Raw genomic sequence first — 12,288 nt, forward strand, 5'->3', positions numbered from 1 at the left:
CCGCGTGGCGGGGGAAGGTAGTTGAACCGACAACACCATCCCTCACCCCTTCAGCAACCGTGTCACGCGCGTGTCGATCTCTTCCTTGCGCGCGTTGTACCACTTCCAATCCGGCTGGATGAGCTGCGCCACCTTGGCCTCGGTGTTGAACAGCTTCGCGTCGTATTTGGGATCGAGCTTCACCTTCTTGTTCGAGGGCGAATACCACACCGTCTCCGACAGCCGCTTCTGCACGTCGGGCCGCAGCATGTAGTCGATATAGGCGTAGGCCAGCTCCTTGACTTTGCTGCCCGGCGTCACGTTCAGCACCTGCTCCAGCGCCATCACGCCCTCGCTGGGAATGGCGAAGTCGACCGGCTGGTTCTGGCCCTCGTAACGCAGGACACCGCTGTCGTGGATGATGCCCATGCTGACCTCGCCAGCCAGCAGCATCTTTTCCATCTGGCCGGTGAAATCGACCAGCTTGATGGGCTTCAGCGCCTCGAGCGCCTTGTAGGCGGCATCGAGATCGGTGAAGCCCTTGCCGTAGATCCTGCCCAGCATCATGAGATGACACTGGCCCAGGCTGTTCACCGGGATGATGTAGCCGCCGCGCATGCCGGCCAGCGCCGGATCGGCGAGATCCTTCCACGAGGTCGGCGTCTTCAGTCCCTTGTCGGTGCGATAGCCCAGCCCGATGGCGCTGGTGAAGATCGACACGCCGACGATCTTGTCGCTGATGGCATAGGGATAGACATCGGCGATGTTGGGGATCTTCTTGTGGTCAAGCTTGGCCTCGACGACACCCAGGTCGAGCGAGTTCCATTGCTCGTTCGAGTTGGTGTGCAGCACGTCGTAGACCGGATTGCTCTTCGGGCTGGCCTGCAGCTTGGGCACGAAGGGGAAGGCCTGGTCGGCCGACACCGTGCACTTGAACTCCTTCTCGAAGGCCGGCAGCAGCTCGCCCTTCATGATCTCGCCCCACTTGCCGCCCCAGGTGGTGATCTTCAGGGTGGCGGTCTGGGCATGCAGGATGGCCGGCGCACCAACGGTGGCGAGCGCGGCGGCGGCACCGGCAGAAAGCGCAGCGCGGCGGGTCAGATGGTTGGCAGTCATGTCTTCTTCACTCCCTGTTTTGACTCCTTCTCCCCGCCTGCGCGGGGAGAAGGGACACTAGAGCTTCACGTAGGCCTTGAGCCCGATGACGCGTTCCAGCAACAACACGACGGACAACGCGAGCAAGATCGAGACCATCGAGGCGGCCGCGATGGCGCCGTCGAGATCGAATTTCATGTAGTTGAACAGCACGACCGGCAACGTCTCGCCCTTGGGCGGCACCAGGAACAGCGAGATCGGGAACTGGTCGAACGACACGATGAAGGCGAAGATGCCGCCGGCGATCACGCCGGGGCGGATCAGCGGCAGGGTCACCTCGAAAAAGACCCGCAGCGGCGAGGCGCCGAGGCTGGCGGCGGCCTCCTCGACCCGGGTGTCGAAGTTCGCCAGCACTGCCAAGGTCGTGCGCAGCACGTAGGGCACCGCCACCAGGGTGTGGCCCACGATCAGGCCCCAGACCGGCCGATCGAGCTCGGCGAGCTGGAAGACCTGGAACAGCGCCAGGCCGGTGAGGATCGCCGGCAGCATCAGCGGCGACATGAAGAAGGCGGTGAGCACGCGCGCGCCGGGCAGCCGGCCGCGTGCCAGCGCCAGCGCGCAGGCGCCGCCGATCAGCATCGACAGCAGCAGCACCACCACCGCCACGCGCAGGCTGAGCCACAGCGAGACCATGAAATCGTCGGTGGCAAAGAACTTGGCGAACCAGCGCCCGGTGATGCCCACCGGCGGGAACGAGATGTAGGGCGTCGGGTTCAGCGCGAAGACCGCGACGATGGCGATCGGCGTCAGCAGAAAGGCGATGATGGCGCCGTTGAGCGCATAGTAGGCGATGCGGCCGGCATCGATGCCGCGCGGGCTCATGTCAGCCCCTCAGGTCCGGAGAAGCGCGCCAGCACGTGATTGTAGGCGATCACCACGACCAGCGACACTGCCAGCAGGATCACGCCCAGCGCGCCGGCGAAGCCGAGATTGAACGACGAGCTGACCTGCTGGTAGATCAGCATCGGCAGGGTCAGCACGTTGGTGCCCCCCATCAGGAATGGTGTGACGTAGGCGCTGATCGAGAGCGCGAATACCAGCAAAGAGCCCGCGAAGATGCCGGGCAGGCTGAGCGGCAGGGTGACCTCGAGAAAGGCGCGCAGGCGCGAGGCCCCGAGATTGCGCGCCGCCTGCTCCAGGCGCTCGTCGATGCGGCCGATGACGCCGGTCAAGGTCAGCACCATGAACGGCACGTAGATGTGCACCAGCGCCACCACGGTGCCGAACTCGTTGTACATCAGCGGCAGCGGCTTCTCGATCAGGCCCAACCCGATCAGGGTCGTGTTGATGACGCCCTTGTCCTGCAGGATTGTCATCCAGGCGAAGGTGCGCACCACGATGCCGGTCAGCATCGGCGCGATCACCGCCATCAGCAGCAGCGCATGGCCCAGGCGCGACTTGATCCGCGCCATCCAGTGCGCCAGCGGATAGCCGACCAGCAGCGACGCCAGCGTGGTGATAATGCCGATGCGCAGGGTCGACCACAGCGCGTCGTGATAGAGATCGTCGCCCAGGAAGCGCTGATAGTGGCGCGCCGTGACGTAGACGTTGGGGTTCTGCGCCGGATTGCCGCTCAGCACCGACAGCACCGCCATGACGGCAAACGGCAGCACGAAGAAGATCACGAACAGCAACAGCGCCGGTCCGACCAGCCACGCGATCGGCGACACCGACGGCTGCGCCGGTCGCGGCAACGGCAGCGTGACGGCCTCGCTGAGGCTAGCCATGGGCCCTCCGCAACGCGCGGGCCGGCGACGCATCGCCGAACTGCGCCGAAAGCTGCGCCGCCCCTTCGCGCAGCAGCGTCACCAGTTCGCGCTGCTCGCGCTTGTCGACGTGCAGCGCCGAGAAGGCAAAGTATAGCGCCACGGCCTCGTCCGTGCGCGGGTCGGCCACCGAGACCGAGACCGCCGCCACGCCGGGCATCGATTCCTCCTCCGCCGCCTCCCAGCCCACGGCACGGACCTGCCGCAGGCGTTCCATCAGCGCCGACAAGGATCGCGGCGCGGCCGGCAACGGCGGTTTGGGGAAAACGGCAAACCGCCGCGCGATCTCGGCGTCGTCCAAACGCGCCAGCAGGCATCGTCCGGTCGATGTGGCCCAGCCCGGCCCGCGCTTGCCCGGCGGCGTCACGACGCGCAGCGGCCGCGTGCCGGCGCGGCTGCGCAACACCACCACATCGATGCCGTCCAACAGCGAGATGCCGGTCGCATGACCCGTGCGGCGCGTCAGCTCCGCCATCGTCGCGTCGGCCGCCTCGATCAGCGGCTGCCCGGCGCCGTAGTGCCGCCCTACTTCCAGCAGCAGCATGCCGACCCGGTAGCGCGCCGTCGCCGCATCGCGTTCCAGCAACCCGTGAACGGCCATGTCCTTGAGCACGCGCGATGCCGTGCTCTTGGGCAGGTCGAGCGCCGTGGCCACCTCCGTAACGCCAACCTCTGGCCCGTGCTGGCGCAGCCAGCGCAGGATGGTCACGGCATTCGACAGAGCGCTCATCGTTGTCGTTCCATTTTCCGGAACAATGTCCCTTTTTTCAGAACGATGGGAGCCATGGGCGGATTTGTCAATCAGCCTACCGCAGCTTCTGCCATGCGGATCAGACGTGGCAGGTGGATCACTTGAGACCAAGAGCTGGGGGCGCTAAACTCATCGTTGATCCGATCCCTTGCTGGACAAAACTCATGCGGTATTCGTCGCAGGTCAAACCGATCAGCTATCTGAAGTCGCACGGTGCGAAGATGCTGGAGAAGCTTGCCCGGCAACGCGAACCGGTGGTTATCACGCAGAATGGCAAGGCCAAGGCGGTAATCCAGGACGTTGCCTCCTACGAGGAAACTCAGGATACCCTGGCCTTGCTGAAGATCCTCGCCCTCGGCAACCAGGAAATCGAGGCCGGTCAAGTCAAGCCTGTCGCTGAGGTCGTAGCACGGCTGCGTGCCACGACGAGGTAATGTCGGCCCGTTACAAGGTCCTGCTCACGTTAGGCGCAGAGCAGGATCTCGAGGCGATCCATAGCTACATCGCCGAGTTCGATTCCCCGGCCAGAGCTGATGGCCTGTTGGACCGCCTGATAGAAGCGGTGGAGAGTCTCGCAAGATTTCCCGAGCGAGGCAGCCATCCGAAAGAATTGCTGACGCTGGGCATTCGCGAATATCGACAAGCGCACGTGAAGCCCTATCGACTCATCTACCGAGTGATCGACGGGCGGGTTTACATTTACATGATCATTGACGGCCGCCGCGATATGCAGTCCCTGCTGATGCGCAGACTGCTCAACCGCTGACGCGCCTGTTCACCGGCACCGGTTCACCGTAGAATAGGCCGTTGCCGTTGTACGGCTGTGCGCTGGGGCCAGGCGTTGTCGACCGATCTGAGCATTGTCGAGCGGTTGGCTCCCGATCAGGCGGCGCTGAAGGCCGCGGCCGGCACCGCCAAGCCCACGAAATGGCCATTGCTCGCGCGCAGTGCCGACGGCGCGCTGGTCTGGGGCGAGTGCCAAGGGTCCGGCGCCAATCCCTACCGGGTGATGGTCGACACGCAGGATCTCGGCAACAAATGCACCTGCCCGTCGCGCAAGTTCCCCTGCAAGCACGTGCTGGCGCTGATGCTGCTGACGAACACGAGCAGCGGCGCATCGTTCGACACTGCCGAACCGCCGCCGTGGGTGATCGAGTGGCTGGGCCGCCGGCGCAAGCCCGGCAGCAGCACGCGAGCAGCAACGGCGGCGCCCGTCGGCGAGAAGAACCTGAGCGCCGCGCTCGCCGAAGAGCTGCCCGCGGCGGAAGACCCGGCCGCTGCCCAGCGCCGGATCGCCGCCGCGCAAAAGCGCGCCGCCGACACGCGCGGCCTCGTCCTCGACGGCCTGGAAGAACTGGAGCAATGGCTGGCTGATCAACTGCGGCTTGGCCTGGCGAGCTTTCTCGGTGATCCGATCGCGCGCTGCCGGCGCATCGCGGCACGCCTGGTCGACGCCAAGGCGGCGGCACTGGCCGGCCGGATCGACGAGACGCCGGCGCGCCTGCTGGCACTGGCCACCGAAGAGCGGCCGCACGCGGCCGTGGCCGAGCTCGGGCGCTTGTTGCTGCTGGCGCGCGCTTTCCGCGCCGATCCCGGCGATGCCGAACTGAAGCGCCTGATCATCGGCGCTGAAAACCGTGACGAGCTTCTGGCCAATCCCGCGGCGCTGCGCGCCACCGGCCTGTGGGAGGTCGCAGGCGAACACGTCTTCACACGCCGCGATGGGCTGATCGCGCAGGAGACATGGCTGCTTGGTCTCGCCGACGCCGGACCGCGATTTGCCCTGCTGCTCGATTTCTTTCCCGCCGGCACCGGCCGCCGCGCCGCCAGTTTCGCCGCCGGTGACCAGTTCGAGGCGACGCTGGTGTTCTTCCCGGCCAGGGTGCCCGGACGCGCCATCATCGACCAGCGCCAGGGGGCAGGCGCGCGACCGCGGGCGCCATGGCCGGCGCTCGCGCCCGCCGATCCCCTGGACCAGTACGCCGCTGCACTCGCGGCAGCGCCGTGGACGCTCGATCATCCGATCCTCTTGCCGCCGGGCCGGTTGGCCGCCGACTCCCAGGGACGAGCCTGGTGGCGCGACGACCGCGAGACCGCCGCCCTGCCGCTGGTGGGAACGCCGTCCGACATCGCGCGCGGCGCGCATCTGGATGCGGCCGTCGCGATCTGGACCGGCACGCAGGCGCGCCTGCTGTCGGCCGAAACACCGTGGGGGTGCATTGATGGCGGCGCGTGACGACATCGATACCACCGACGCGATCGAGGCGATGACCGCGCGCTGGCTGATGGGTTCGCCGGCGCTCGAGGTTTCACCACCGGCATGGCGTGATGCGATGTCGGGCGTCGCATCACCGGACCAGGAACTGCAGCTTTTCGCGCTCGCCGGCCAGTTCGCGCAACGGGCGTTGCGCCCGGTGCCACCATCCGGTCTGGCCGTGACGGCACCGCTGCCGGCGCTGGCGCTGCCGACACTCGATGATGCGCTGCGCCCGATCTTTCGGCGCCTTGTCGCCGGCGCCGCCAAGGATCGCGCATCGCAACGCCAGCTCGTGAACCTGATGGCCCATCGCGGCGTCGTGCCTCATCCGGCCGACTGGCTGCCCGAGGCCAACGACGATGACCTGCCGGCCGTCTACACCCCCTGGGTCGCGTGGGCCGAACACCGCAAAGGCACGCTGTTGGACACGGCATCGGTGCACGACCTGACAGCGGAGAGCTGGGATGATGTCCCGCCGGCGATGCGGCGCGCGCGTCTCGATGCCTTGCGGCGAGCCGACCCGGCCGCTGCGCGGGCGCTGATCGAGCTCAAGGCACCTCTGGTGCCGGCAGAGGAGCGGGTGCGCCTGGTCGAGTGCCTGGCGCCTGGTCTGAGCGACGCTGACGCGCCGTGGCTCGAGAGCCTGCTGAGGGATCGGTCGACCAAAGTGAAGGCGGCGGCCCAGCACTTGCTGGGCCGCCTGTCGCGCAGCGCGGCGTCGGACGAGGCTGCCGAGCTGGCGGCGTTTCTCGAGACCTCGAAGAAAGGGCTGATCCGCCGCCAGTTCGTGGTGTCGCCGCTCGCGCTCAAGACCGCTGCACAGCAGACTCGGCGTCAGGCCTTGTTCGACACGGTCGGCTTCTCCGCTCTGGCAGCAGCGCTGGCCATCGATGCCGCGACGCTGGCGCAGGCCTGGGCGTTCGGTACCGATCCCCTGGCCGATCTGCGGTTCGTGATCATGGCGGCACAATCCGCGCCCGACTCGATCATCGATGCGCTGATCGACCGTCTGGTCGACGCGGCAGCCGACCATCGCGCGCTCATCGAGCGGCTGGCGCCGCGGCTCGAACCCACGGCACGCAGGACACTGGTGGAGATCCTGCTGGGGCGCACCGACATCGCCTTCGCGGCGGCGCTCGCCATCGGCGGCCCGGGCCTGGATGTCGATGACACACGGCTGCTGCTGGGCGGACCCGCCGGTGCGGCGCGCCAGGCATTGCTGGTGGCCGATGCCACCGACGCGGAAGCAACACCGAACGGCTTGCCGCCGTACATGGTGGCGATCGAAATCTTCGCGCTGGGCCTGTTGGCGGGTCCTGCCGCCGCCGCCGCGTTGCTGCAGCGGGCGGGCGATGGCGCCAGCCTGCGGCTGGCCGATCCACGACTGGACATGCTGCGCCTCAACGCCGCGCTTTCATCGAAGGGACAGTCATGACCGAGCATCTGAGACTGCCGGCGGAACTCACCTATAAGGCCGAGCTCGACGCCCTGAAGGCGGGCGACGATGGCCAGCGGCCGCATGGCTGGGTGCTCTCGCCACGCGCCGCCGTCACCTACATCCTGGGCGGCACGGCGCGCGACGGCACCGTCATTTCACCGAAATATGTCGGCAACCGGCGCCTGATCGAGACCGCCGTCGCGACGCTGGCCACCGATCGCGCCTTGCTGCTGCTGGGCGTTCCCGGCACCGCGAAATCCTGGGTCTCCGAGCATCTCGCGGCGGCGATCGCGGGAACGTCGACACTGCTGATCCAATGCACGGCCGGCACCGACGAGAACCAGATCCGCTACGGCTGGAACTACGCCCAGCTGCTCGCGAAAGGCCCCAGCCGCGAGGCGCTGGTGCCCACACCGCTGCTGCGCGCCATGGAGACCGGCAAGCTGTGCCGTCTCGAGGAACTGACGCGCATGGGCAGCGACGTGCAGGACACGCTGATCACGGTGCTGTCGGAAAAGATGCTGCCCATCCCGGAGCTCAACGAGATCACCTATGCCGAACGCGGCTTCAACGTCATCGCCACTGCCAACAACCGCGACAAAGGCGTGAACGAACTGTCATCCGCACTGAAGCGGCGCTTCAATGTGGTCGTCCTGCCGTTGCCGTCCGACATGGACGAGGAGATCGCCATCGTCGTCAGGCGCGTGGGCGAGATGGCGCGGGCGCTGGATCTGCCGGCGCCGCGCAACGTCGCCGACGAGGTCAAGCGCGTGGTGGCGATCTTCCGCGAGCTGCGCTCGGGCGCCACGCTCGACGGCAAGACCGCACTCAAGACGCCGACCGGCAGCCTGTCGACCGCCGAAGCCATCGCGGTGATGATCGGCGGCCTGAGCCACGCGGCCTTCTTCAACGATGGCGACCTGGCGCCGGAAAGCCTGTCGCACAGTCTGCTCGGTGCGATCGTGAAGGACCCGGTGCAGGACCAGGCCGTGCTCGGCGAATACCTCGAAACCGTGCTGAAGAAGCGCAGCGACTTCAGCCGCTACTACGCCGCGCTGACCGACGCGCTGTAGTGATGGCCGGCACGCCCTCCATCTTCGGCGTCCGCCATCACGGGCCGGGCTCGGCGCGGCGCCTGGTGGAGGCGCTCGATCGGCTGCAGCCGCAGTGCGTGCTGATCGAGGGACCGTCTGACGTCTCCGACCTGATCCCGTTGCTGGCCCATCCCGAGATGGTGCCGCCGGTGGCACTGCTGACCTACGCCGCGGACGAGCCGGCGCGGGCGCTGTTCTTCCCCTTCGCCGAATACTCGCCCGAGTACCAGGCGGCGTTGTGGGCCGTGCGGCGGCGCATCCCCGTGCGGTTCATCGACCTGCCGGCCGCCGAGCGACTGGCGCCCACGGCGGCACCCGCAGACACAGCGGACTCTCCAGCGCCGGACGGACCAGCAGACAAGAACCGTCTGGCCCTGGATCCCATCGGCGCCCTGGCCGCGGCCGCAGGTTACGACGATGGCGAATCCTGGTGGCGCGACGTGATCGAGGAGAATCCCGAGCCCGGGCCCGTGTTCGACGCCGTCGCCGAAGCGATGACGGCGCTGCGGGCCGAGGCCGGTGCGCTCGATACCGACGAAGCAGCGCGCGAGGCGCATATGCGTCTGGAGCTGGCGCGCGCCCTCAAGGAAACCGAGGGACCGGTTGCCGTGGTGTGCGGTGCCTGGCATGCGCCGGCACTGGTGGAGAAGCACGCGCTGAAGGACGATCGGGCGCTGCTGAAAGACCGCCCGAAGGTCAAGATCAAGGCCACGGTCGCGCCGTGGACGACACCGCGCCTGGCGCGCGCCAGCGGCTACGGTGCCGGCGTCCCGTCGCCCGGCTGGTGTGCGCATCTCTGGCACAGCCATCAGCGTACCGATGGCAATGCCCGGTGGCTGGCGCGCACCGCCGGTCTCTTGCGGGCGCGCGGTCACCTGGCGTCGACGGCATCGCTGATCGAGGCCGAGCGCCTGGCGCATACGTTGGCGGCACTGCGCGCGCGTCCCGCCGTCGGCTTCGAAGAACTGCGCGATGCGGTGATCGCCTGCCTATGCCATGGCGAACGCCTGGTGTGGGATGACATCGCGCGCGAGCTGCTGGTCGGCACCGGCGTCGGCGCGATTCCCCGCGAGACGCCGCTGGCGCCGCTGCTGGAAGATCTCCAGCGCCAACAGAAGGCCACGCGCCTGAAAGCCGAGGCGCTCGACCGCGAGCTGGCGCTGGACCTGCGCACCGAGGCCGGCCTGATGCGCTCGACATTGCTGCACCGGCTGGTCGCGCTCGACGTGCCCTGGGGCCGGCTCGATGACGCCGGCCGCAGCCGCGGCACCTTCCGCGAGCGCTGGGTTCTGCGCTGGGAACCGGAGTATGCGGTCCGCCTGGTCGAGAACCTCGTGTTCGGTGCCACGATCGAGCAAGCCGCCAGCGGCCGCTTGCGCGCCCAGATGCGCGAGGCTGTCGATCTCTCCGCGTTGGCGAGCCTGGTGCGCCAGGCGCTCACCGCCCGCCTGGACGAGGCCACGCGCGATGGCCTTGGCCGGCTCGACAGCGCCGCCGCCCGCACCAGCGATTGCCTGCAGCTGCTGAACACGCTGGCGCCGCTGGCCGATGCCGTGCGCTACGGCGAGGCGCGCACCATTGCCGCCGACAGCCTGTTCGACCTGCTGCGCCGGCTCGCCGTGCAAGGCGCGCTCGCCCTGCCCTACGCGGCGCGCAACCTCGACGCCGCCGCCGCGACGGCATTGCGACAGGCCATGCTGGCGGCGCACCAGGCCATGGCCCTGGCCGAACTGACGGCGGCGGACCGCGCACCCTGGTGGGACGCCCTGGCGGAGATCGTCGAGACGGCGTCAAGCGATCGCCTTGTCGCCGGCAGCGCTGCACGGCTGCTGTTCGAAGGCGAGCGGCTGAGTGCCGAGGATTGCGTCCGCCTGCTCGGGCGCATGCTGTCGCCCGGCGTGCCCATCGCCGAAGCGGCCGGCTTCTTCGAGGGCTTCTTCACCGGCATCGGCCAGCGCCTGCTGCACGACACCGGCTTGCGCGACGCCGTCGATGCCTGGTTGCGCGGCCTGGAGGAGCCGGATTTCGTGGCGCACCTGCCGATCTTCCGCCGCGTGTTCGCCACGCTGGATCGCAGCGAACGCCGCCGCCTGATGGATGCCCTGTTCACCGACAGGCGCGCCGAGGCTCGCAGCAGGCTCGCACCACACGCAGCCGATGCCTGGCCCAGCCACATGGCGCGACTGCTGGATCTTCTCGCGCGCGGAGCGCCGCGATGAGCCACGACACCGAACAGCGCCGACGCTGGACGTTGGCACTGGGCACCGACGATGAAGCAGGCTCACTGTCAGACTCCGATCAACGGCTGTCGGCGGCACTGTCGGCGCTCTATGGCGCCGGCGATGACGAGCCGAAGAAGAAGGGCAGCCTCTCCGGATCGGCGCCGCGGGTGGCACGCTGGCTGGGCGACATCCGCGAATTCTTTCCGTCGTCCGTCGTCCAGCTGGTCCAGAAAGATGCGTTCGAGCGCCTGGGCCTGCGGCAGATGCTGATGCAGCCCGAGTTCCTCGCCGCCGTCGAGGCCGACGTGAACCTGGTCGCCGACCTCGTCAGCCTGCGCGCCGTGATGCCGGAGAAGACCAAGGCCATCGCGCGCGAGGTGGTCGCCAAGGTGGTGCGCGATCTGATGGCACGGCTGGAGGCACGCACCGCCGAGGCGTTGCGCGGCGCCGTCGACCGCGCCCAGCGCACGTTCCGTCCCCGCCCGGCCGACATCGACTGGCGGCGCACGATCGTGGCCAACCTGCGCCACTACCAGCCCGATCACAGGACCGTCGTTCCCGAGCGCCTCGTCGGCTTCAAGCGCCGGCAACGCCGGCTGGTCGATCTCGACGAGGTGGTGCTGTGCGTCGACCAGTCGGGATCGATGGCCACGTCGGTGGTCTACGCCTCGATCTTCGCCGCCGTGATGGCATCGCTGCCGGTCGTGGCCACCAGGCTGGTGTGTTTCGATACGGCCGTGCTCGATCTCACCGACGATCTCGCCGATCCGGTGGACGTGCTGTTCGGCGTGCAGCTCGGCGGCGGCACCGACATCAACCAGGCCATCGCCTACTGCGAATCGCGGATCGAGCGCCCGGGCAAGACCCACCTGATCCTGATCAGCGACCTCTACGAGGGCGGCAATGCCGACGAGCTCGTCGCTCGCCTGGGCCGGCTGGTGGGGGCCGGCGTCAACCTGATCGCGCTGCTGGCGCTGACCGACCAGGGTGCGCCATCCTATGATGCCACCATGGGTGCTCGCGTTGCGGCGCTGGGCGCACCCGTGTTCGCCTGCACGCCCGATCAATTCCCCGGCCTGATGGCAGCCGCGTTGCGGCGGGAAGACATGAACACCTGGGCCAGCGCCGAAGACATCAAGCTGGTCCGCGGCGAAACGACCGCAACAGGTTGACGGTGGACCATCCGCCCACGCCAAGGATCACTGTTTGGTGATGCAGGGCCACTGTCAGCGGCCCGTCAATCGTCCGACCCATGTCCGGTTGGTAGGTGCCATGCACCTTTCAACGGAGCCTCACATGATCGTATCGCGTTTGCTGGTCGCCAGCCTCCTGACCATCGGCCTGACCACCATGGCTCACGCCGACAACGCCAACAAATCAACGGCCGACCCGGCACGCTGTGACAAGCTGGCCGCCTACTATGACGACCATGGCGGCGCGGTGGGTCGTCGCTACGAGCCACAGGGTCAGCTCAACCGCACCTTGGGAGAAGAGGCGTGCCACGCAGGTCGTTTCACCGAGGGCGTCGCGCTGCTCGAGCAGGCGATCCGCGAGAACGGCTTCAATCCACCGACCGACTGATCGTGCGCAAGAACGAAGGGCCCGGTCATAAGCGATGACCGAGCC

The 12,288-nt window shown here is 68.0% G+C and carries 12 protein-coding genes; 8 read left to right on the forward strand and 4 right to left on the reverse strand.

Features of this window, described 5'->3' with window-relative positions; genetic code table 11:
- Nucleotides 1-42: 42 nt before the first annotated feature.
- Genes FQU96_RS09305 through FQU96_RS09320 form a run of 4 tightly spaced genes read right to left on the reverse strand, consistent with a single transcriptional unit; the run spans nucleotide 43 to nucleotide 3,630 of the window.
- On the reverse strand, nucleotides 43-1,095 hold the full coding sequence (locus tag FQU96_RS09305; RefSeq protein ID WP_146540577.1) for an ABC transporter substrate-binding protein: 1,053 nt from the start codon (nucleotides 1,093-1,095) through the stop codon (nucleotides 43-45).
- A gap of 57 nt (nucleotides 1,096-1,152) precedes the next feature.
- A complete protein-coding gene (locus tag FQU96_RS09310) occupies nucleotides 1,153-1,956 on the reverse strand; it encodes an ABC transporter permease (protein WP_146540578.1) in 804 nt (267 codons plus the stop codon).
- On the reverse strand, nucleotides 1,953-2,861 hold the full coding sequence (locus FQU96_RS09315) for an ABC transporter permease (protein ID WP_146540579.1): 909 nt from the start codon (nucleotides 2,859-2,861) through the stop codon (nucleotides 1,953-1,955). Before FQU96_RS09315 ends, FQU96_RS09310 begins: the two co-directional genes overlap by 4 nt.
- Nucleotides 2,854-3,630: an IclR family transcriptional regulator gene (locus FQU96_RS09320; protein WP_146540580.1), complete on the reverse strand. Its 777-nt coding sequence runs from the start codon at nucleotides 3,628-3,630 to the stop codon at nucleotides 2,854-2,856. The genes FQU96_RS09315 and FQU96_RS09320 overlap by 8 nt, the downstream gene beginning before the upstream one ends.
- 185 nt (nucleotides 3,631-3,815) lie before the next feature.
- On the opposite strand from FQU96_RS09320, the gene FQU96_RS09325 reads away from it, so the two are divergent.
- The 8 genes from FQU96_RS09325 to FQU96_RS09360 all read left to right on the forward strand — a co-directional run bounded on the left by FQU96_RS09325 (nucleotide 3,816) and on the right by FQU96_RS09360 (nucleotide 12,243).
- On the forward strand, nucleotides 3,816-4,085 hold the full coding sequence (locus tag FQU96_RS09325; RefSeq protein WP_146540581.1) for a type II toxin-antitoxin system Phd/YefM family antitoxin: 270 nt from the start codon (nucleotides 3,816-3,818) through the stop codon (nucleotides 4,083-4,085).
- Nucleotides 4,085-4,417 (forward strand): type II toxin-antitoxin system RelE/ParE family toxin, encoded by a 333-nt coding sequence (locus FQU96_RS09330; RefSeq protein ID WP_146540582.1) that lies wholly within the window; start codon nucleotides 4,085-4,087, stop codon nucleotides 4,415-4,417. The genes FQU96_RS09325 and FQU96_RS09330 overlap by 1 nt, the downstream gene beginning before the upstream one ends.
- A gap of 75 nt (nucleotides 4,418-4,492) precedes the next feature.
- The gene (locus FQU96_RS09335; protein ID WP_146540583.1) at nucleotides 4,493-5,887 is read left to right on the forward strand and encodes an SWIM zinc finger family protein; all 1,395 of its coding nucleotides are present in this window, start codon (nucleotides 4,493-4,495) and stop codon (nucleotides 5,885-5,887) included.
- Nucleotides 5,874-7,343: a DUF5691 domain-containing protein gene (locus FQU96_RS09340; RefSeq protein WP_146540584.1), complete on the forward strand. Its 1,470-nt coding sequence runs from the start codon at nucleotides 5,874-5,876 to the stop codon at nucleotides 7,341-7,343. The genes FQU96_RS09335 and FQU96_RS09340 overlap by 14 nt, the downstream gene beginning before the upstream one ends.
- Nucleotides 7,340-8,419, forward strand: a complete 1,080-nt coding sequence (locus tag FQU96_RS09345; protein WP_146540585.1) for an AAA family ATPase — start codon at nucleotides 7,340-7,342, stop codon at nucleotides 8,417-8,419. The genes FQU96_RS09340 and FQU96_RS09345 overlap by 4 nt, the downstream gene beginning before the upstream one ends.
- 2 nt (nucleotides 8,420-8,421) lie before the next feature.
- The gene (locus FQU96_RS09350) at nucleotides 8,422-10,659 is read left to right on the forward strand and encodes a DUF5682 family protein (protein WP_146540586.1); all 2,238 of its coding nucleotides are present in this window, start codon (nucleotides 8,422-8,424) and stop codon (nucleotides 10,657-10,659) included.
- A complete protein-coding gene (locus tag FQU96_RS09355; RefSeq protein WP_146540587.1) occupies nucleotides 10,656-11,834 on the forward strand; it encodes a VWA domain-containing protein in 1,179 nt (392 codons plus the stop codon). The genes FQU96_RS09350 and FQU96_RS09355 overlap by 4 nt, the downstream gene beginning before the upstream one ends.
- A 124-nt stretch (nucleotides 11,835-11,958) precedes the next feature.
- Nucleotides 11,959-12,243: a hypothetical protein gene (locus FQU96_RS09360; protein WP_146540588.1), complete on the forward strand. Its 285-nt coding sequence runs from the start codon at nucleotides 11,959-11,961 to the stop codon at nucleotides 12,241-12,243.
- Nucleotides 12,244-12,288 lie beyond the last annotated feature (45 nt).

The organism is Reyranella sp. CPCC 100927 (genome assembly GCF_007859315.1).
Taxonomy (GTDB): Bacteria; Pseudomonadota; Alphaproteobacteria; order Reyranellales; family Reyranellaceae; genus Vineibacter.

What these genes read in the sequence shown, in the direction of transcription:
- FQU96_RS09360 (WP_146540588.1), top strand. Translation starts at nt 11,959, where the DNA reads ATGATCGTATCGCGTTTGCTGGTCGCCAGCCTCCTGACCATCGGCCTG.
- FQU96_RS09330 (WP_146540582.1), top strand. Translation starts at nt 4,085, where the DNA reads ATGTCGGCCCGTTACAAGGTCCTGCTCACGTTAGGCGCAGAGCAGGAT.
- FQU96_RS09355 (WP_146540587.1), top strand. Translation starts at nt 10,656, where the DNA reads ATGAGCCACGACACCGAACAGCGCCGACGCTGGACGTTGGCACTGGGC.
- FQU96_RS09325 (WP_146540581.1), top strand. Translation starts at nt 3,816, where the DNA reads ATGCGGTATTCGTCGCAGGTCAAACCGATCAGCTATCTGAAGTCGCAC.
- FQU96_RS09310 (WP_146540578.1), bottom strand. Translation starts at nt 1,956, where the DNA reads ATGAGCCCGCGCGGCATCGATGCCGGCCGCATCGCCTACTATGCGCTC.
- FQU96_RS09315 (WP_146540579.1), bottom strand. Translation starts at nt 2,861, where the DNA reads ATGGCTAGCCTCAGCGAGGCCGTCACGCTGCCGTTGCCGCGACCGGCG.
- FQU96_RS09305 (WP_146540577.1), bottom strand. Translation starts at nt 1,095, where the DNA reads ATGACTGCCAACCATCTGACCCGCCGCGCTGCGCTTTCTGCCGGTGCC.
- FQU96_RS09340 (WP_146540584.1), top strand. Translation starts at nt 5,874, where the DNA reads ATGGCGGCGCGTGACGACATCGATACCACCGACGCGATCGAGGCGATG.
- FQU96_RS09350 (WP_146540586.1), top strand. Translation starts at nt 8,422, where the DNA reads ATGGCCGGCACGCCCTCCATCTTCGGCGTCCGCCATCACGGGCCGGGC.
- FQU96_RS09320 (WP_146540580.1), bottom strand. Translation starts at nt 3,630, where the DNA reads ATGAGCGCTCTGTCGAATGCCGTGACCATCCTGCGCTGGCTGCGCCAG.
- FQU96_RS09345 (WP_146540585.1), top strand. Translation starts at nt 7,340, where the DNA reads ATGACCGAGCATCTGAGACTGCCGGCGGAACTCACCTATAAGGCCGAG.